The organism is Arthrobacter sp. UC242_113 (assembly GCF_044054585.1).
Taxonomy (GTDB): Bacteria; Actinomycetota; Actinomycetes; order Actinomycetales; family Micrococcaceae; genus Arthrobacter.
The window spans coordinates 2,110,584-2,130,940 of the sequence record NZ_CP171968.1 but is presented as its reverse complement, the minus strand read 5'-3'; the positions used below and the strand labels follow the sequence as shown (position 1 = coordinate 2,130,940).

At 66.2% G+C, this 20,357-nt stretch carries 13 protein-coding genes; 8 read left to right on the top strand and 5 right to left on the bottom strand.

The genetic code is table 11. The features are described 5' to 3' along the window. Positions 1-11: 11 nt before the first annotated feature. Both ACHMXB_RS09600 and secA read left to right on the top strand, forming a co-directional pair. The gene (locus ACHMXB_RS09600; protein ID WP_395404760.1) at positions 12-1,226 is read left to right on the top strand and encodes a winged helix-turn-helix domain-containing protein; all 1,215 of its coding nucleotides are present in this window, start codon (positions 12-14) and stop codon (positions 1,224-1,226) included. 85 nt (positions 1,227-1,311) lie between these two features. Then, positions 1,312-4,044, top strand: a complete 2,733-nt coding sequence (secA, locus tag ACHMXB_RS09595; protein ID WP_395404758.1) for a preprotein translocase subunit SecA — start codon at positions 1,312-1,314, stop codon at positions 4,042-4,044. 57 nt (positions 4,045-4,101) lie between these two features. Here secA and ACHMXB_RS09590 read toward each other — a convergent pair whose 3' ends face one another. Further along, positions 4,102-4,530, bottom strand: a complete 429-nt coding sequence (locus tag ACHMXB_RS09590; RefSeq protein ID WP_395404756.1) for an Rv3235 family protein — start codon at positions 4,528-4,530, stop codon at positions 4,102-4,104. 95 nt (positions 4,531-4,625) lie between these two features. Then, positions 4,626-5,438, bottom strand: a complete 813-nt coding sequence (locus ACHMXB_RS09585; protein ID WP_395404754.1) for a LysM peptidoglycan-binding domain-containing protein — start codon at positions 5,436-5,438, stop codon at positions 4,626-4,628. A 158-nt stretch (positions 5,439-5,596) separates the two neighbouring features. Between ACHMXB_RS09585 and ACHMXB_RS09580 the strand changes: the two genes are divergently transcribed. After that, positions 5,597-6,166, top strand: coding sequence for a hypothetical protein (locus tag ACHMXB_RS09580; protein WP_395404752.1), 570 nt, complete (start codon positions 5,597-5,599; stop codon positions 6,164-6,166). Between the two features lie 47 nt (positions 6,167-6,213). On the opposite strand, the gene ACHMXB_RS09575 is transcribed toward ACHMXB_RS09580, so the two are convergent. After that, the gene (locus ACHMXB_RS09575) at positions 6,214-6,429 is read right to left on the bottom strand and encodes a helix-turn-helix domain-containing protein (protein WP_043419585.1); all 216 of its coding nucleotides are present in this window, start codon (positions 6,427-6,429) and stop codon (positions 6,214-6,216) included. Positions 6,430-6,582: 153 nt separating this feature from the next. Here ACHMXB_RS09575 and ACHMXB_RS09570 point away from each other — a divergent pair, with 153 nt between their 5' ends. Genes ACHMXB_RS09570 through ACHMXB_RS09555 form a run of 4 tightly spaced genes read left to right on the top strand, consistent with a single transcriptional unit; the run spans position 6,583 to position 14,968 of the window. Then, positions 6,583-7,227, top strand: a complete 645-nt coding sequence (locus tag ACHMXB_RS09570; protein ID WP_395404750.1) for a hypothetical protein — start codon at positions 6,583-6,585, stop codon at positions 7,225-7,227. After that, positions 7,224-8,552 carry a CpaE family protein gene (locus ACHMXB_RS09565; protein WP_395404748.1) on the top strand — a complete coding sequence of 443 codons (1,329 nt, stop codon included), beginning with the start codon at positions 7,224-7,226 and terminating at the stop codon, positions 8,550-8,552. The genes ACHMXB_RS09570 and ACHMXB_RS09565 overlap by 4 nt, the downstream gene beginning before the upstream one ends. Before the next feature lie 58 nt (positions 8,553-8,610). Beyond that, a complete protein-coding gene (locus ACHMXB_RS09560; protein WP_395404746.1) occupies positions 8,611-13,464 on the top strand; it encodes an NAD-glutamate dehydrogenase in 4,854 nt (1,617 codons plus the stop codon). A gap of 34 nt (positions 13,465-13,498) precedes the next feature. Beyond that, complete coding sequence (locus ACHMXB_RS09555; protein ID WP_111905820.1) at positions 13,499-14,968, top strand: sensor histidine kinase; 1,470 nt, start codon at positions 13,499-13,501, stop codon at positions 14,966-14,968. 95 nt (positions 14,969-15,063) lie between these two features. Here ACHMXB_RS09555 and ACHMXB_RS09550 read toward each other — a convergent pair whose 3' ends face one another. After that, positions 15,064-15,312, bottom strand: a complete 249-nt coding sequence (locus ACHMXB_RS09550; RefSeq protein ID WP_003804966.1) for a WhiB family transcriptional regulator — start codon at positions 15,310-15,312, stop codon at positions 15,064-15,066. Between the two features lie 236 nt (positions 15,313-15,548). Here ACHMXB_RS09550 and ACHMXB_RS09545 point away from each other — a divergent pair, with 236 nt between their 5' ends. Further along, positions 15,549-16,043 carry a hypothetical protein gene (locus tag ACHMXB_RS09545; RefSeq protein ID WP_395404744.1) on the top strand — a complete coding sequence of 165 codons (495 nt, stop codon included), beginning with the start codon at positions 15,549-15,551 and terminating at the stop codon, positions 16,041-16,043. Here the strand turns inward: ACHMXB_RS09545 and ACHMXB_RS09540 are convergent. Continuing rightward, the gene (locus tag ACHMXB_RS09540) at positions 16,040-20,245 is read right to left on the bottom strand and encodes an FtsK/SpoIIIE domain-containing protein (protein ID WP_395404742.1); all 4,206 of its coding nucleotides are present in this window, start codon (positions 20,243-20,245) and stop codon (positions 16,040-16,042) included. The two genes, ACHMXB_RS09545 and ACHMXB_RS09540, sit on opposite strands and share 4 nt — an antisense overlap. Between the last annotated feature and the right edge of the window lie 112 nt (positions 20,246-20,357).

The window sequence follows — 20,357 nt, the reverse complement described above, 5'->3', positions numbered from 1 at the left end:
AAAGGGCTGACATGGGTGCATCGCTGAGCCTCTCGCAGGCGCGGCGGATCGCACTGGCAGCCCAGGGACTGGACAAAGGACGGCCCGCCGGCCCCGTGACCTCACGGGCGGTGGGCCGGACCTTTGCCCGGATTCAACTCGTTCAGATCGATTCGGTCAACGTTCTGGCCCGGAGCCATTTCCTCCCGTTCTTTTCCAGGCTCGGCGACTACGACCGCTCCATCCTCCAGCAAATGGCAGGCAGGCACCCCCGGCGGATGGTGGAGTACTGGGCGCACGAAGCCAGCTACATTCGGCCGGAACACTTCCAGGACCTGGTGGTGTGGCAGAACCGCAGGTGGGTCGGGGCTTCGGGGATGGACCCGGGGCTGCGTTCCGGTGTGACCGGCAGGGTACTGGCTGCGCTCGCCGACGGCAGGCCAATGACGGCCGCCGAACTCACCGCCAGGCTCGGGCACGTTGAGGACCGCAAGCACGTCGACTGGGGCTGGAACTGGAACGCCGTCAAGCGCGTGCTGGAGCACCTGTTTGAAGAGGGGGTCGTCTCGTCCGCGTCAAGGACGGACCAGTTCGAACGGCAGTACGCCCTGACCCGGCAGGTTTTGCCCGGCCACGACCCCGAAGCGGTACCCGAGCCTTCGGCCGCCATGGACAGGCTCATCGATGCGGCGGCGCAGGCGCACGGTATCGGGACCGTGCGGTGCTTTGCGGACTACTTCAGGACTCCGATAAAGGCAGCCGCGGTCTCTGTTCAACGCTTGGTTGATGCCGGACGCCTGGAACCGGTGACGGTGGCGGGCTGGGACCGGAACGTGTACCGCCACGCCCAGGCCCGACTGCCACGCCGGGCAGCCGGCAGGGCGCTGCTCAGCCCATTCGATTCGCTGGTGTTTGAACGGCGCAGGCTTGAAGAGCTCTTCGGGTTTCACTACCGGATCGAAATTTACACCCCGGCGGCCAAACGCCGGTTTGGCTATTACGTGCTCCCATTCCTGCTACGCGACCGCATTGTGGCCAGGGTGGACCTTAAAGCAGACCGGGCAGCGGGGCTGCTGCTTGCCAAGGCGTGCTTCGGTGAGCCGGACGCTCCGGCGGACACCGCCGTCGAACTCGCCGCCGAACTGCACCTGATGGCAGGTTGGCTGGGCCTGGACGGCGTAGCCGTCTCGCCGCTGGGGGACCTTGCCCCCGCGGTGGCGGCCGCCATTGACGGCTATCCGCTGTGAGGGAACAGGGGCAACGTGCCGTGTGTCTCTCCCGTAGACTAAATCACGCCAGAATTCGGCAGCATGAGACTGGGAGCAACTTCACGTGGCATCACTAATCGAAAAAATTCTCCGCACAGGTGACAAGAAGCTCCTGCGGCAACTGCGGAACTATGCTGATTCCATTAACGCCCTTGAAGACTCATTCCAAACCTTCACGGATGCGGAACTGCGTGAAGAAACAGACCGGCTCCGGGCGCGCCACCAGGACGGCGAGAAGCTCGACGACCTCCTGCCGGAAGCCTTTGCCGCGGTGCGTGAGGCGTCATCCCGGACACTCGGGATGCGGCACTTCGACGTCCAGCTCATGGGTGGCGCTGCCCTGCACCTGGGCAACATCGCCGAAATGAAGACCGGTGAAGGCAAGACGCTGGTGGCCACTGCTCCGGCCTACCTCAACGCCCTTACCGGAAAAGGCGTCCACGTCGTCACCGTGAACGACTACCTGGCCGAATACCAGTCCGAACTCATGGGCCGTGTCTACCGCTTCCTGGGGCTCACCAGCGGCTGCATCCTCGCCAACCAGGACCCCTCCGTCCGCCGCGAGCAGTACGCTGCCGACATCACCTACGGCACCAACAACGAATTCGGCTTCGACTACCTCCGCGACAACATGGCCTGGGACAAGACCGAACTCGTGCAGCGCGGCCACAACTTTGCGGTGGTCGATGAAGTCGACTCGATCCTCATCGACGAAGCCCGTACGCCGCTAATCATTTCCGGCCCGGCCCAGGGCGACACCAACCGCTGGTACAGCGAGTTCGCCAAGGTGGTTCTCCGGCTGCAGCCGGAGAAGGACTACGAAGTCGACGAGAAGAAGCGCACCGTCGGGGTTCTCGAAAGCGGAATCGAAAAGGTTGAGGACTACCTCGGCATCCAGAACCTCTACGAGTCCGCCAACACGCCGCTGATCGGCTTCCTGAACAACGCCATCAAGGCCAAGGAGCTGTTCAAGCGGGACAAGGACTACGTCATCCTCGACGGCGAGGTCCTCATCGTTGACGAGCACACCGGCCGTATTCTGGCCGGCCGCCGCTACAACGAGGGCATGCACCAGGCGATCGAAGCCAAAGAGGGCGTCGAGATCAAGGCTGAAAACCAGACGCTCGCCACGGTGACGCTGCAGAACTACTTCCGCATGTACGACAAGCTCTCCGGCATGACCGGCACCGCCGAGACCGAAGCCGCCGAATTCATGAGCACGTACAAGCTCGGCGTGGTGGCCATCCCCACGAACCGCGACATGCAGCGGATCGACCAGTCCGACCTCGTGTACAAGAACGAGGTCGTGAAGTTCGAGGCCGTGGTCCGGGACATCGCCGAACGCCACGAGAAGGGCCAGCCGGTCCTGGTGGGCACCACGAGCGTCGAAAAGAGCGAGTACCTCTCCCGCCTGCTGGCGAAGGAGGGCATCCGGCACGAGGTCCTCAACGCCAAGAACCACGCGCGTGAAGCCGCGATCGTGGCCCAGGCAGGACGCAAGGGCGCTGTCACCGTCGCCACCAACATGGCCGGCCGCGGTACCGACATCATGCTGGGCGGCAACGCCGAGTTCACCGCCATCGCCGAGCTGGCGCAGCGCGGACTTGACCCGGAGGAGAACTCGGACGAGTACGAGGCTGCCTGGCCGGGAGCGCTGGAGGCGTCGAAGAAGGCCGTCAAGGACGAGCACGAGGAAGTCCTGGGCCTGGGCGGCCTGTACGTGCTGGGAACCGAGCGCCACGAATCCCGCCGGATCGACAACCAGCTCCGCGGCCGCTCCGGCCGCCAGGGCGACCCCGGCGAGTCCCGCTTCTACCTCTCGCTGACCGACGACCTCATGCGCCTGTTCAACTCGGGTGCAGCGGAGCGGCTGATGAACAGCTCCGTGCCCGACGACGTGGCGCTGGAATCCAAGCTGGTCTCGCGTGCCATTGCCTCCGCCCAGGGGCAGGTCGAAGGCCGCAACGCCGAGCAGCGCAAGAACGTCCTCAAGTACGACGACGTCCTCAACCGCCAGCGCGAAGCCATCTACGGCGACCGCCGCCGGATCCTGGAAGGCGACGACCTTCACGAAAAGGTGCAGTTCTTCCTGGAGGACACCATCAACGCACTGATTGACGAAGCAACCGCCGAAGGCAACGGTGACGACTGGGATTTCGACCAGCTGTGGACCAACCTCAAGACGCTGTACCCCGTCACCGTGACGCCGCACGACGTCATCGACGAGGCTGGCGGCAAGTCGCGCATCACCGTGGAGTTCCTGAAGGAAGAGATCATGTCTGACGCCAAGCTGGTGTATCAGGCACGCGAGGACGCCATCGGCTCCGAGAGCATGCGCGAACTCGAGCGGCGTGTTGTGCTCTCCGTCATCGGGCGGAAGTGGCAGGAACACCTGTACGAGATGGACTACCTCAAGGAGGGCATCGGCCTGCGCGCCATGGCCCAGCGTGATCCCCTGGTGGAATACCAGCGTGAAGGTTTCACGATGTTCCAGTCCATGATGGAAGCCATCCGGGAGGAAAGCGTCGGCTTCCTCTTCAACCTCGAAGTGGAAGTCACCCCGGCAGAAGACGTGGTGGTTGCCGACGCCGCGGGCGGCCACACCGAACACCACGAGCCGCAAATCCGCGCCGCCGGTCTTGAAGCGCCGGAGAAGCCCGCCCAGCTGCAGTACACCGCGCCCCGGGAGGACGGCGGAGCCGAGACCCGGATCGAGGGCCGGGCTGCGGGTCGCTCGGGCAACCCCGCCAAGGCTGCTTCCCAGGACCGGCGCGACGGGAAGAAGAAAAAGCGCTAGCCAGGGGATAAGACGGGAAGGGACCGGAGCAGATGCTCCGGTCCCTTCCTTTTCGCTTCAGCCGATCTCCAGTGCGGTGACGCGCCAGACGTTCTTGCTGCGTTCCAGCCGGACGGCGACTGCCCGGACCCGCAGTTCATCGATCACCACGGCGCTGGCCTCATACACGTCCGGCGTCACCTTGCAGGCACGGACCGAGCGGACTGATGCGTTGCGGTGGAGCAGCCCCATTTTCCGGGTAGCCCGGGCAGCCACCCGCCGGGTGAGGGCCGCCCGGTGCTGGAGCACGGTGAGGCAGCGCTGGTCCAGCCGCCGTGCCAGCTGGTGAATTGGCCTTGTGCCCGCCAGGACTTCAACGGCGGCCTGGACTGTTGCCCTGGTGATGGCGCAAATTTCGCGCGCCTCGTCTGCGGGCCCGGGAGCAGCGGCCGGTACGGGCCCAAGAACAGCGTTTCCTGCACGCCGTATCGGGGTTACTGCAGTCATGATCGGTCCTTCGGTAGGGGCTGACTTGGGAGAAGGCCGCGGGAGTGGCGGCCGCCGCGGGGTGGGTGGCGCGAAGGAAAACATGCCAACGCCGCTTACGGCGGCGGAGGGCCGAGGATCTGGCCCGGGAGAAGGATGTTGGGATCGGCTCCGATGACGTTCCGGTTGGCCTGGTACCAGAGCGGCCAGCGGGCTGCTATATCCACGTCGGAAGCGCCGGGTCCCAGCTCGCGCGCGGCGATGATCCACAGTGATTCCCCGGCTCGGACGGGCACCTCGCGGCGGGCACTGGCCGGCTCAGCCGCTGCCCTGGCGGGCAGTGGGACGATAAGGCCAGGTTCCACAGCCGGGACGCGCGGCTTCCACTGAGGCTGGAGTTCACTGCCGTCCACGATGGATCTTTCCGTGAGCCCGGAGCCCGCGGAGCCGCCGGCGGGCAGGCCCGGCTGCCCGCCAGCCAAGGGAGCCCACGCTGCGGAGGGAGCCCACGCTGCGGACAGGGACGATCCGTTGTCCGAGGAAAGGGCTCCGGCGGGCAGGGCATCCGCGTGTGCGAGCGGTGTGGCGAGAAGCTGCGCGCCCACCGCGGCCATCGCCAGCCTGCGCATGAAAACAGGGGTGCATCGTCCCGTGGCGCGGGCGGCGGAATGGTGCCCGGTCCGTTCCAGGAGTGCCGATGCGAAGGCCGTCGCCAAGGACAGCAGCCACCAGGCTATGACTGTCAGCCCGGCGGCGAGGGCCAGCAGGCCAATCAGCGCGTCGAAATGCAAAACTTCCTGGCGTGCAGCGGACCGCCTCCACTGGTCGACGATCCCGGCCCCGGTGAAAGCCAGAAAGACTCCGAGCCCCAGGATAGCGACCGCCAGGGCAGCTTCCGCCCCCACCGGGCGTTGTACCTCTACAGCCATGACTTCCCCCAACCACTATTTTTAATGTAGTTTGATGCAGTTTGATGCGTTTAGTGCCGTTGGAGCAAGTTTGCGGCAGGACGGTCGCCCTTGTCTATGGAGATAGAAAAGTTTGTGGATAAATTGACCGTCCTCGCCGGCGCGCCTACGCTGTCGCCATGCGATGGAATGCGCTCTTTCAGGATCTTGAGATGCAGCTTGCCGAGGCCGGGGTCCTGAGCCTGGAGTCCAATATTGCCGAGCGCTCCCGGGCGGACGCGGCTGCCATCGCGCTCGATGACAGGCTTCGAGGATCTCTCGGCTGCCGCATTGGCATCCATCTGAGCATGGGACCGGTGCTTGCCGGCACCCTCAGCCACGCGGGGTCCGAGAGCCTGGTCATCGACGAAGCGGCGCACCAGGTGCTGGTTCCGTATGCCGCCGTGGCCCACTACACCGGACTCGGGCGGTTCGCGGTGGGCGAGGCGTCCCCCGTGCGCCGGAGGCTCGGCCTTGCCAGCGCGTTGCGGGGGTTGGCGCGGGACAGGGCAGAACTCACCGTCCTGATAGCGGGACGGTCACCGGATATGCAGCTGTCGGGGGTGATTGACAGGGTGGGGCGGGACTTCTTTGACCTCGCCGTGACGCTGCCCGGAGAAGCGCGGAGGGCTGGCCGGGTTGCCGATGTGGCTACGGTTCCGTTTCGGGCCCTGGGCGCGCTCCGCTCACGGCGCGGAGGGGAACTCTGACCGCCCGGGAAAAGTAATGCAGCGTCGGCCCCGGAAACCGCCCGCGCTCAAACCGACTTGGACTTGGCCTCTTGGATCATGCGGCTTGCCTCGGCATAACGCTCTTCGATGTACTGCTCGAGCATCTTTTCTTCAACCCGCCACTGGCCGCGGCCCCCCACCTGGATGGCCTTCAGTTCGCCGCTGCGGACGAGGGCATACGCTGCCGGCGCATTGATCTGAAGCTGCTCGGCTACATCTGCAAGCGTAAGGAATCGGGGCATAGTCCAATTGTGCCACCGTCGGCCGCGGGTGGTGCTGTTATCCACAGTTTGATGTTGTTTGCGCGAATACCTTTCCGATTGAGCAGGCATGCCGTAACAATAATCATGACCGGCGCGATTGAAGCGCCCAGGCGTCAAGGGGGAGCAGTACGCATGAGTGCAAGCACGGCGGCGACCGGAGCCCGGCTGAAGAAGCCTTCTTGGAAGGACCCGAGGCTTCTGGTGGGCGTGCTCCTTGTCCTGGCCTCAGTTGTCGGAGTCGTTGCACTTGTCAGCAGCGCGGACCGGACCACGGAGGTGTTTGCCGCCCGTGAGGCAATCGCCGTCGGCCAGAAACTGACTCCTGAGAACATCGGCCGTGTGAAGGTGCGCCTGGGCGACGTTGAAGCGCACTACGTCACGGCTGCGTCCGGCATTCCCGACGGCCAGGTGGCGGTCCAGCGAATTGCCAAGGACCAGTTGGTTCCCCGTGAAAGCCTGGGCAGTGTCGACGCCCTGGACCGGAAACCCGTGGCCGTCGCGGTTCAGGAGGCCTTGCCGGAGCAGGCCGTTGCCGGCACCCGGGTTGACGTCTGGGTCTCCATGCCTGACCCCCGGAACGGTTTTGCCGAACCGAAGCTGCTGCTCCCGGGCGCCGAAATCGCGGAGGTCTCACAAGGATCCACCGCCCTTGGCGCTTCCAAATCCACGGTCCTGATGGTCCTGGTGGGAAATGAGCAGATGGCCTCCCTCCTCGGCGCACAGGCGAACGAAGCCAAAATCTCCGTGGTGTGGAATCCCGGCGGGGCCGCCAAGTGAATATTCCAGTTGTCACCGTCGGTGAATCGCAGGAAGACCTGGTGGGCGGACTGGAGCGGCTCCATGGTCCCGTGACAGTAGTCCGGCGCTGCGCGGAGCTCGCAGAACTGCTGGCTGCCTGCCAGAGCGGGCTGGCCCGGGCGGCTGTTGTTGCCGAGGGAAGCCAGGACCTGACTGCCTCGCTCGTGGACAGGCTCGCCGCCGTAGGCGTAGTGATCATTGCCCTGACCGACAGCCCTGAGGAGCGCTTGAGGCTCCGCGGGATCGGAGTCACCGCGGCGCCCTTGACCGTTGAATCCACAGCACTGGCGGAGAGTATTGCCGACGCCGTCGGCAGGCACGCGTGCTCAAGCCCGGCAAGGTTGGCTCCCGGCGCCGGTCCCGGTTACAGCTCGGGTTTCGCGGATGCCGGCGCGGCCCTGCGCCCGGAGGCTGCCGACGCGGGATCGGAGCCGGCTCCTGTCGGAACCGGCAAGGTTCTGGCGGTGTGGGGGCCGGCCGGTGCACCCGGCAGAACACTGGTTGCCGTCAATGTCGCGGGGGAGCTGGCTGCGGAAGGAAAGTCCGTCCTGCTGGTCGACGCCGACAGCTACGGGGCCAGCGTCGCGGGCGTCCTCGGGCTGCTGGACGACGCGGCGGGTTTGGCGCAGGCCTGCCGGCTGGCCGACCAGGGCCTCCTGGACCGGGAAGCACTGCTCCGTGTCGCCGTACCGGTTACTGCCACGTCCGGCACTTTCCGGGTTCTGACCGGAATTACCCGGGCCGACCGCTGGACCGAGCTGCGGGCGGCCGCGCTGGCGATCGTCCTGGACCGGGCGCGGGAAGTGGCCGACTTCATCGTGGTCGACGCCGGCTTCTGCCTGGAAGCTGACGAGGAGCTGAGTTTCGACACCATGGCACCGCGCCGCAATGCCGCCACGCTCAGGAGCCTTGAGCTGGCCGATACCGTGATCGCGGTTGGCGCTGCGGATCCCGTCGGTGTTCCCCGCTTGGTAAGGGGGCTGGCGGAGCTGGAAGGTGCAGTGCCGGGGGCCAGCCCCGAGGTGGTGCTCAACAAAGTGCGTGCCTCGGCTGTGGGCCGCTCACCGGAACGTCAGCTCCGCGAGGCGTGGGACCGGTTTGGCCCGTCGGCGAGCATTAAAGCCTTCCTTCCGTGGGATCCCGGGGCAACGGACGCAGCGCTGCAATCCGGGTCGTTGTTGCTTGAATCGGCTCCGGACACCCGGCTTCGCGCGGCGATCGCCGAATTGGTTTGTGCACCTGTCCAGCAAAAACGCCGATCCTCTGTGTTCTCCTCTACAGCAAGGGGTGGGCTGACGGGCTAGGCTCACGGTGAGGGCTGCAAGGAAGCAGCCGCAAACTGTGTGATGGAGGCGTGTGTCGATGTCGTCTGGGTCCAGCGTGGAGGATCAGTCCCGTTCAATCGGAGCCGATGAAGGCTTCTTTGCGGACTACTACGAGCATCTGGCGGAGGAGGACGCGCGCACTTATCCGCACGAGCTGCTGACAGCCCGGGCTGAGACGCACCGCGCGGTCGGATTTGAACGCCGGCCGGGGAGTGCCAACATCTCGATCGTTCCGGAGGGCGACCGCAGCGTTGTGTACATCGTCACCGACGACATGCCTTTCCTGGTGGATTCAGTCAACGCCGAGCTGGTCCGGCAGAATTCGGCCATCCACCTCGTCCTGCACCCCATGTTCGTGGTCACGCGCAACCGCGAAACCCACGAACTCGTCAAGGTGGACAGGGTCCCGTCCAGCATCGGACTCTCCAGCGGCGACACAGCAGCGCTGCCCGTCCTGTCCCACCTGATCGCCCAGGGCGACAATGCGTCCCACATGGAATCCTGGATTGCCGTCGAGATCGGCCGCGCCGGTGACGAAGCCGCTGACCGGCTGCAGGAAGGGCTGGAACGAGTCCTCGGAGACGTCCGGGCAGCTGTCGAAGACTGGCCGAAAATGCGCAACAAGGCACTGCAGATCGCCCAGGACCTGGACAAGGTGGCGCACGCGGCTCAGATCGCAGAGTTGCGCCAGGCCCAGGACTTGCTTCGCTGGCTCGACGAGGGCAACTTCACCTTCCTCGGCTACCGGGAATACGACCTGGTCAACGAAGAAGGCGAGGATGTCCTGGAACTGCGCGAGGACAGCGGCCTGGGTCTGCTGCGGGCGCACCACGATACCCATCAGGTGCAGCATCTCACCGACGCGGGCAGGCGCAAGGCCCGCGAGAAGCGCGCCCTGGTTATCACCAAGGCCAATTCCCGCTCAACAGTGCACCGGCCTGCGTACCTGGACTACGTCGGCGTGAAAAGCTTCGACGCCGCCGGCAACGTTAACGGCGAACAACGGTTCATCGGCCTGTTTGCCACCAGCGCCTACACCGACTCGGTGCGCAACATCCCCATTGTCCGGGAAAAGGTCGAGGCCGTGCTGCGCGGCGCCGGTTTTCCGCCGGACTCGCACTCCGGGAAGGACCTGCTGGGCATCCTGGAAACGTACCCGCGCGACGAGCTCTTCCAAATAGAAATTCCCGATCTCGCCGCCACTGCGGCGGGAATCCAGCGGCTGCAGGAACGGCGCCGGACCCGTCTGTTCCTCCGGCCGGATATCTACGGACGGTTCATGTCCGCCGTCGTCTACCTCCCTCGTGACCGGTACACCACCAACGTCCGGCTGAGGATCGAACAGGAACTCCGCGAGACGTTCCACGCTGAGTCCATTGACTTCGAGGCGAGGATGACCGAATCCGCCCTCGCCCGACTGTTCTTCCGCATTCGCCTGCCCAAGGGCGAGGACGTCAGCCACGTCAACACCGACGCGCTGGAAAAGCGGCTCGTCCGTGCTGCCCGGTCCTGGAGCGAAGGGATCGCCGAGGTACTTCGCGAGCGGAGCGCCGACGACGGCGCCAATGAACTGGCGGCCATCTGGGCCGAGGCCTTCCCGGCCGGCTACCGCGTCGACTACGAAATCGAAGATGCCCTCGAGGACATCGCACGGTTTGAACAGTACGGGGCCGAGGCCGAGCGAACTGTTGGCGCGCGGCAGGAACGGCCGGGAGTCCATGTCTATCTTCCCGAAGGCGCCGGTGCCACCCTCGAAGAGGACGCCAGGGTCAAGCTGTACATGCTGGAGCCGAAGAGCCTGAGTCAGATCCTGCCCTTTTTCCACAACCTGGGGCTGGAGGTGCTGGACGAGCGGCCGTTCGAGATCGAGACCGCCGACCGGCGGGACTTCTTCCTTTACGACCTCGGACTGAAGTACCCGGCCGGGGTGGACCCGGTGTCCACCGGCCGGCTGCTGGCGGATTCCTTCGGGGCGGCGGTCTCCGGCGGTGTCGAATCCGACAGTTTTGACCGGCTGGTGCTTCGCGAGGGCATGACGTGGCGGCAGGTCATCGTGCTGCGGGCCTACGCCAAATACATGCGGCAAATGGGAAACACCAACTCGTTTGAGTTCATGGCCGATACCCTGCTGGCCAATCCGGAGGTCACCCGCGGACTCATTGCCCTGTTCGAGGCTCGCTTCGATCCCAGCCTGCCCGAGGCCGAGCGGGCGCAGAAGCAGGCAACCGTCCGCGCCCAGCTGGCGACGTCGATCGACGACGTCGCTACCCTGGACGCCGACCGCGTGGTGCGCACGTTCACGAACCTGATCGAATCAACGCTGCGCACCAACTTCTACCAGGACAAGCCGCACCTGAGCTTCAAGCTCAACCCCTCGACCATTGAAGGACTGCCCTTCCCAAGGCCCATGTTCGAAATCTGGGTCTACTCTCCGCGGGTCGAGGGCGTTCACCTGCGCTTCGGCAAGGTGGCCCGCGGCGGGCTCCGCTGGTCGGACCGTCGGGAAGACTTCCGGACGGAGATCCTGGGTCTGGTCAAGGCACAGACTGTCAAGAACGCCGTCATCGTTCCAACGGGCGCCAAGGGCGGGTTCTTCGCCAAGCGGCTGCCGGATCCGGCCAAAGACAGGTCGGCCTGGATGGCAGAGGGCGTCGAAAGCTACAAGACGTTCATCCGCGGACTGCTGGACATCACGGACAACCTCGTTACGGAAGCCGACGGCGAACGGCTCGTCCCGCCGTCGAGCGTTGTGCGGCACGACGGCGACGACTCCTACCTGGTGGTCGCGGCGGACAAGGGCACGGCATCCTTCTCTGACATTGCAAACGGACTGGCCGCTGAGTACGGATTCTGGCTGGGCGACGCCTTCGCCTCCGGCGGTTCGGTGGGGTATGACCACAAGGCCATGGGAATCACCGCCCGGGGCGCCTGGGAGTCGGTCAAGCGGCACTTCAGCGAGCTGGACCTGGACACCCAGTCCGAGCCCTTCACCGTAGTCGGCGTCGGCGACATGTCCGGGGACGTCTTCGGCAACGGCATGCTGCTGTCCAAGCACATCCGGCTGCTCGCGGCCTTCGACCACCGGCACATTTTCCTCGATCCGAACCCGGACGAGGCAACCTCCTACACGGAACGCCAGCGGCTGTTTGAGCTGCCCCGGTCGTCCTGGGACGACTACGACAAGAGCCTGATCAGCGAAGGCGGCGGTGTCTACCCGAGGCAGGCCAAGTCGATTCCGGTCTCGGCTCAGGTCCGCTCCGCGCTGGGGCTGCCCGAGGACACGACACAGCTCAGCCCGCCCGAACTCCTGCGCGCCATCCTGCTCGCACCCGCCGACCTGCTCTACAACGGCGGCATCGGCACCTACGTGAAAGCCAGTTCTGAGACGCACGCCATGGTGGGCGACAAGTCCAACGATGCCATCCGGGTGGATGGCCGCGACCTTCGGGTCAAGGTCGTGGGGGAGGGCGGAAACCTCGGCATGACGCAGCGGGGCCGTATCGAAGCGGCGCTGCAGGGCGTCATCCTGAACACGGATGCCATCGACAACTCCGCCGGCGTCGACTGCTCCGACCATGAGGTTAACATCAAGATCTTCGTGGACCGGATGGTGGCTGCCGGCAAGCTCGACGCCGCCGAGCGCTCGGACTTCCTCGCGGCGATGACCGACGAGGTGGGCCGGCTGGTCCTGGAAGACAACATCGACCAGAACATCCTGCTGCTGAATGACCGCCAGAAGGTCGCGGAGTGGAGCCCGAGCTACGAGCGGCTGATGGACTGGCTGGAGAAGACGGCGGACCTGAACCGGGATCTGGAGGCGCTGCCGTCCACCGCTGTCCTGCGCGAACGGCTGGAGCAGGGGCAGGGCCTCACCTCACCGGAACTGTCCGTGCTGGCCGCCTACGCCAAGATCGAACTGGCGACGGCACTGCGCGACAGCGACCTGGCCGACGACCCGTGGTTCCGCACGACGCTTCGTGAGTACTTCCCGGTGCAGCTCCGGGAAAGGTTCGACGCCGAACTGGACACCCATCCGCTGCGACGGGAAATCATCGCGACGGTCGTGGCCAACGACATGATCAACCTGGGCGGCATCACCTTTGCCTTCCGGACCATGGAGGAGACCTCGGCGAGCGAGGTGGCTGTGGCCAAGGCGTTCGTGGCACTGCGGGAAATCTACGAGCTCGACGTCATGGTGGCCGAACTCAACGACCTGCCTGCGTCGTTCCCGACTGAGCACTGGAGCACCGTCCACCTTGATGTCCGCCGGCTTCTGGACCGTTCGGTGCGGTGGGTCCTCGCCCAGGGCAGCGCGTCGCGGCCCATTGCCGACATCGTCGCCGAGTTCCAGCCGCCGATGGAACCCATGCGGGCACGGCTGCTGGATTACCTGCGCGGTGACGACCGCGAGCGCGTTGCCTCCTGGCTTGAGAAGGCACGCTCCTGGGGCTTGCCCGAGGACCTGGGCCACCGCTGGGCAGAGCTGTTCGAGAGCTTCGTCCTTCTTGACATCGCAAAAATCGCGCACAGCCGCAAGGAGCCGGTGGAGGACATCGCCAACGTCTACTACACGGTGTTCAACCGGTTCCACGTGGACTCCCTGCTGGAGCGGATCAGTTCCCTGCCCCGCGCGGACCGCTGGCAGGCCCTGGCCCGTGCAGCATTGCGTGATGACCTCTACTCGACCGTCTCAGACATGACGACGGCGGTTCTGGATTCGACGGACGAAGGGTCGCCGGCCGAGGACAGGCTCATGGCCTGGGAGCAGCTGAATGCGGAACAGTTGGGCCGGGCGAAGAGCATGTTCGATGAGGTCAACGCCCTCGAAGCGGACGACATGGCCTCGCTCTCGGTAGCATTGAGGCTCTTGAGGTCAATCGTCCGACGCTAGGACAAGGTCCCGCCGTCGAAAAACTGGAGGTGCAGTGGCAATCTTTACGGACCCCATCAGGGAGCACGCTGATTTTGGGCCGGGGGATGCCGAATGGCTGCACCTCCTGGTGGGCGACTGGCAGATGGTGGCCGACCTTGCGTTTGCCGACCTGGCCCTGTGGTTTCCCCACCCGGAGCACGGCTACGTTGCCTTGGCACACGTCCGGCCCTCCACGACGCATACGGTGTTCCACGCCGACTTCGTCGGGGAGGGCATCCGCTCGGACCTGCAGCCGCTGGTGGACAAGGCGTGGGAGAGCCGCACCATTGAACGTTCCAGTGAGACGAACTGGAGCAGCGACATGGCACTGCGGGTCGAAGCCGTGCCAATGGTCAGGAACGGCCGGACGCTGGCGGTAGTCACCTCACACATGGACCTTTCGAGCTCGCGGATGCCGTCCAGGCTGGAGCTGACGTACCGCCAGTGTGCCTATGACCTGCTGCGCATGGGCACGCTGGGTCTCTGGCCGGACTTCGCCTCGCCGACAGGCTCCCGCCGCGGGGCCCCGCGCGTTGGTGACGGCCTGATCCGCCTAGACGCCGAGGGCATCGTGCAGTACGCCAGCCCGAACGGGGTCTCCGCGTTCCGGCGCCTCGGCGACGGCGAATCCCTCGAAGGCCGCTCGCTGGCTGAAGTCACGGCGGGTTTGCTGAAGGACCGGCGCATGGTGGACGAGACGCTGCCTCTTGTTGTCACAGGGCGGATGCCGTGGCGAAGCGAGATAGAATCCCGCGGCGTCAGCCTGTCGCTGCGCGCCATCCCGCTTCGCGACGAGCAGCAGCGTTTCGGTGCGCTGGTCCTCTGCCGTGACGTGTCCGAGCTCCGGCGCCGCGAGATGGAGCTGGTCACGAAGGATGCCACGATCCGTGAAATCCACCACCGGGTCAAGAACAACCTGCAGACCGTTGCCGCGCTGCTGCGCATGCAGTCCCGTCGAATGGTCAGTGACGAGGCAAAGCAGGGGCTGGAACAGGCCATGCGGCGCGTGGCAACAATTGCCCTGGTGCACGAAACGCTTTCCCAGGGGCTGACCCAAAGCGTCGACTTTGATGAACTGATCGGACGCCAGTTCCGCCTCTCCGCGGAAGTGGCTTCACCATCCCAGCAAGTCCGGACGCAGCGGTCGGGTTTGTTCGGTGAGCTTCCCAGCGACTTCGCCACGCCGCTGGCGCTGGTGATCAACGAACTCGTTACCAACGCCGTCGAGCACGGACTGGAGGGACGCACCGGCACGGTGTGGCTGCTCGCCGACCGTTCAGCCGGCGATGACGATGAGGAACTGCTCACCGTCACCGTGGCGGACGACGGCGTTGGCCTGCCGGAGACGCCCCATGTGGAGGGCCTCGGGCTGCAAATTGTCCGGACGCTGGTTACGAGCGAGCTGGGCGGCACCATCCAGTGGCAGCCCCGCGAGGGCGGCGGCACAGCGGTGCAGATTGTCCTGAGTCTGGCAAACCGCTAACACGACAAAGGCGACGGCCGCGGACCGTAGGGTCCGCGGCCGTCGCCTTATCTTGTGGAGCTTTTGCTCGGGTGCCTTCGTTGCTGTGGTGCGCGTTAGGACGCGCGACGGGCCCTGGCGGCGCGGCGCTTCAGTGCGCGCCGCTCGTCCTCGCTCATGCCGCCCCACACGCCGGCGTCCTGTCCGGACTCCAGTGCCCACTGCAGGCAGGTGTCAACGACCGGGCAGCGGCGGCAGACGCTCTTGGCTTCTTCGATCTGCAAAAGAGCGGGGCCAGTATTGCCTACGGGGAAGAACAGCTCCGGGTCCTTGTCGAGGCAGGCCGCGCGGTTACGCCAATCCATGCTGATCAGTCACTCCATTCCTGGGAAGTCAATACCCTTTGTGAAAATATTCACTAGGGCTTACATAGGAAAGGGGCCCTGGAGGGCCCCCTTGGTCATCTGGATCAAGCGTTTCATGTTAACGCTGTGTAAACAAGGGGTAGTGGACCACGAAATCCCCAAGAAACGTGAGCGATGCATCACATCATGAGCGGGCTGTCCCGCCGTGAGTCGACTATCTCGGGTAGTGTGCCAGTGTGTCAAGACCCCCAGAAGACCCGTCCGGCCCGTTCGATGCCGGAGACGGCGGACTGCCGGAGGACCAGACCTCCGCGGGAATGGATCCCTCGAGTCCCGTCCGTCCCCGCGCCGTCGCGTTGATCTCCGGGATTGTGGGAGCCGAGGCCACGGCCCTGCTGGGCGCAGCAGCCTGGTACGGTTTCCAGCTGGTCAGCGGTGCGCCTGTCATGTCGTTTTGGGGTGCCATTTTCACGCTCGGGCTGCTCCTGGCTTTTTCGTCGTGGCTGTATGCCGTCGCCGTCTTCCTGTTCCGGGGCTTCCGCTGGCCGAGGGCGGGTGCCCTGGTGGCCCAGCTGTTCGTGCTGACCATCGGCTTCCCCACGCTCACCGGCGGATTCCCGGTGGCCGGCGCCGCGATGCTGATCCCGGCCGCCACGGCCATCGTTCTGCTGTTCGACAAGCGCGTGATCCGCTTCGCCTCCCGCGCCGCTTCCGCCCCGCCGGCACTCTAACGCCTCCTGACTTCGTCGGCCACCGCCAGTTGAACGGGCACCGCCGTGCCCTCGGCCACGAGTAGGGCGCGTCCCGGCGGCGGGTGCGGATCCGGGTCAATCCGCAAGCCGAAGATGTCGCCATCCAGCGGACTGCGGGGCGCAATGAGGATGCCCCTGCCGCCGCTGCGGGCTGCCATCGCGAGCGGGACCCGCTGCATCAGTGACTGGCTGAACGCGGCTGAGAAAGCTATCGCCCAGCCGCGACTGTTCAGGTCCGCGAGTTGCTGCTGGGAGATGGCAGGCAGCATGTCGGCATCATCGACGAGGAGTATGGCGTCCCTCGGCAGGCTTCCTTCGACGGCGTCGCGGTGGACCGCAGCCCAAAAATCGCCCGGATTGGACTCCGGGCCCGGGTGCAGCCAGCCGGCCACCAGGGGATTGAGCGCCGGCAGGGACGCCAGGAACGAGGACTTGCCCGAACCGGCACTGCCCAGTACGGCGAGGACAGCACCTCCCGGCAAGCGCACCCCGGCAGGGGCGGGTTCGTCCCCGCCCACGCCAACCACCAGGCATCGCGCGGCTATGCGCAAAGGGTGGGCCGCTGCGGGAGCTGATCCGTGCAAAGGGACGTCTGAAGCACGCCCACCGGAAGCAGCGCCGACTGAAGTTCGATCGGCTCTGTGCATCCGGGAGAGCAAGTCCGCCACAGAGAGTTGCACGGGAAGGGGATCGACGCGGAAGGGCTTGACGCGCACCGGTCCCTGCACCGCTTCGCCGAGGGCAATGACAGTTCCGGAACCGGCGCGTCGACCTCCTGGGGTATAGAGCTGGCAGACCGCCTGGCGCCCGGCCGACAAAGCACCGGATGCCACGGCCCGACCCGGAACTGGCGGAAGGGCCGGCATCTTGGGCCACGCGAGCCTGCTCTCGGCGCTGGCGCCCCGCGGGCAGTAGATGCGGTTGGGGATGGCGGGAAAGAACCGCGAGGTTACGAGTTCCCGGTCGCCGGAGATCACCACGGTGATTCCGGTGCGGTGGCCGTCCCGGACAATGTCCTGGACCTGGTCTTCGGCGCGGGTCAGAGGGCCGGAGCGAAGGGCCGACAGCCAGGAGCCCCAGCCTGAAATGACCAGCACCAGCGGCGGCCCGAAAGCTCCCGGGAGCCGGCTGAGCCGCCCAGACGCCTCGGCCCCCAGGCGCTCCAGGAGGCGCACACCGCGGCGGAGGTCGTCGAGGTTCACAAAGGACCCGGCGCGGTGCGCGCCCGCCATTCCCGCCAAGGACCCGTCCGCATCGAGGGCATAGAGGTGGCATTCCGTGGGGTGGGCCAGCAGCTGTTGCATCGCCGTTGACATGGCGTGGGCGGCATCCGGGGATCCTGCGCCGATCAGCGCCAGATGCCCATCGGTCCCGGGCCGCCAGGTGAGACCGGCTAGCCGCTGCTCCTCGGGCAGGTCCAGCAGGCCCAGGCCTATGGCCAGATCTCCGGCCGCCCGAGGGACGGCGCCTGCATGTACAACGTCTGCAGGGACGGCGCCCGCCGCAACGGCGAGGCCATCTACGGTGAGTGCGGCCAGGTCGGCGGGATCGGTCAGTACGTCCGGAAGCGGCGGAGCGAGCGGACGGCGGACCGGAGAACCCCCCATTCCGGCCCATAGGGAGGCAGCCAGCTCCACTACAGGCCTGGCGGCGTCCGACGGGGTTGCCGGCGGGAGGCTGCTGCCGGTGTCAGATGGCAGCATCGCCAGAGCCGCCGTGGCCTCAAGTACCCTGACCCGGCAAGCCGCAGGGTCCTCGCCGGTGCCGGCAATGGATGCTGACTGGAACTCCTCAGCAGTTTCGGTGCCCCTGGCCAGGTAGGCACGGCCCGGCCGGTTGACGGGTATTGCCGATGCCGCGTTGGTGCCGATCACGTCGGCTGACTCGTGCGCGGACTGCACCCGAAGGGCGATGCTCGTGGTGACGTTCGCCCGGATGTCCGCTGTGAGAGCCCCCTGCGGGCGCTGGGTCGCCATGATCAGGTGGATGCCCAGGGAACGGCCAATGGCAGCGATCCTCATCAGCTCGGTCAGCGTCTCCGGAGCGTCCTCGACGAGCATCCGGAACTCGTCGATGATGAGGATCAGCTGGGGGAGGGGCGGCCCGCCCGCAGGCGCCATGCGATAGGCGGCCAGGTCCGGGGCGCCGGCTGCGGCCAGCAGCTGCTCGCGCGTGCGGACTTCCGCCCGCAGTGACACAATCGTGCGCTCCAGCTGGTTGCTGGCCAGATCCGTCAGCATGCCGACGCAGTGCGGGATGCCAGTCAGCGGACTGAGCCCGGACCCGCCCTTGAAGTCGAAGAAGAGGATATTGACGCGGTCCGGCGGGTAGCACAGGGCGAGCCCGGCGGTAATCGTGCGAAGCAGCTCCGATTTCCCGGCACCAGTGGTGCCCGCAACGAGGACGTGCGGGCCATCCGCCTCGAGATCCAGGACACGCACACCCCAATCGGTGATGCCCAGTGGGATGGTGAGTCCAGGCTCCAGCCTGCCTGCCGCCCATCGCTGGGCGGTCGCAGGAGCGGACAGGTCGAGGACATCTCCCAGCCCGCAGCTCGCAGGGAGGGGATGTCCGTCGGCCGGCATCCCAGGGACGGACTGGCGGTACGTCCGGCAGTAGCGGTCGAAAACGCCGGACGGCACCAGGTCTGGCACGAAGCGGTGATGCCTGGCCCGCGCCCGAAGCATGGCTGGGCGCTCGCCGAGTTCAATGTCGGTTTCCGCCGGCTGATGTCCCAGGCCCGGCAGATGGACCACCCGCCATCCGAGCCCGCGGGCAGCTGTGATGATGCCGGCCTCCGGGGTGCCGTCTGCTGCTTCGCCGAAGAGGAGGAGAATGCGGGACGCATCCTGTCCGCCGGACGTGTCCGTCACGGCCGCCAGGGTGTCCGGGACCCTTGAATGGAGCGAGACGCCGGGAAGGAACCGCGCCGCCAGCGGCAGGGCAGAAGCCGGCCCATGAATCGCGATCCGGGTACCCCTGGCCAGCGGATATCCCGTGAGCTGCATCAGGAACGAGCGGACCAGACCGTGTACCTCCGGCTCCGGACCCCGGACGGAAAGAACCGCAAGGCCAGGATCAAGGAGCAGCGGCACCGCGCCGAGCCCAGGGGGTTTGAAGCCCGGCTGGTTCGGCTCCAGGCGTATGTTGGCCAGTTGTTCCGCCAGACCGAGCCTAAGCCAGACCCCTGGCGCCGGCCCTGGCGCTTCCTTGTACTTTGGCGTCTCCCGTTCGGCACTCTGGCCGGTGCCGGCAGGGCTCCGCACGGGAACCGCAGCGCTCAGAGCAAGATCAGCAGTGGACGGTGCGGACCGCCGTCGTCGATCCTGATCCTGCGCAACCGCCGCCGCGACTGCCGATCTGAGCTCGCGGCGCTGCCGGGCGCCCGAGAACACCGGGACAAGTAGAGACACTGCCGACACCGCGGTGAAGGCCAGAAACATCCACGACCCCGTCACCAGCACCAGCCCCACGCCTATGATCACGGGGAGGACCGCCCCGAGGAGCAGCATGGACCGGCCCGCCGGCACAGCCGGGTGTGACACGGTCAGCGGCTCGGCCACAGAGCTCCCAGCACACCCAAGCTCGGTGTCCCGTGCCCCTGACGCCGCAGCCAACACGACCGACATGGACGAATTGCCGCAGCGGATACGGGAACCGATGGCGACGGCTGTTTTTGAGACCCGTTTGCCGTCGACCTCGGTTCCGTTAATGCTGCCGAGGTCCTCAAGGGTCAGAGACTTGTCCGTGACCTCGAGTCTGGCGTGCTCGCGGGAGAGGTCTGCATCCGGAATCGTCAGTTCGACGTTGGTCCGGCCGATCCGGTAGCTTCCCCGTCGCAGCGGAAGTACAGATCCTGCGGCGGGGCCGCTGTCCACCACGAGGAGCACGGCAGCGGGAGGTTCGCCGGCCGGTCCCGCCCCGGGCACGGCGGCGTCGGACCCGCCACCGGTGGAAGGGCCATCCACCAGAACAGCCCCGTTGATGAGGGGGGCTCTACCGACGGTCATCACGCCCAGACGCCTGCCCTCCACCGTCACCCTGCCGGTCTGGAAGCAGCGGGAGAGTTCGGTTTCCAGATCAGACCCTGGGCACCCGTCCGGAGCCGAGACCGTCAACTCGACCGGCCCGCCTTCGGATAGGGACCCTGGAGCACGCACCAGCGTGCACTGCAGTTCCATTCGTGTCCGCCTTTCCGGGTCTTTGGTGGAAACGCTAGCCCTCATCGCTTGCCAGCCGATCCTGCATGTTCGTGTATGTGGATAAACCCCCGCCAAGACTGCGATCACTGCC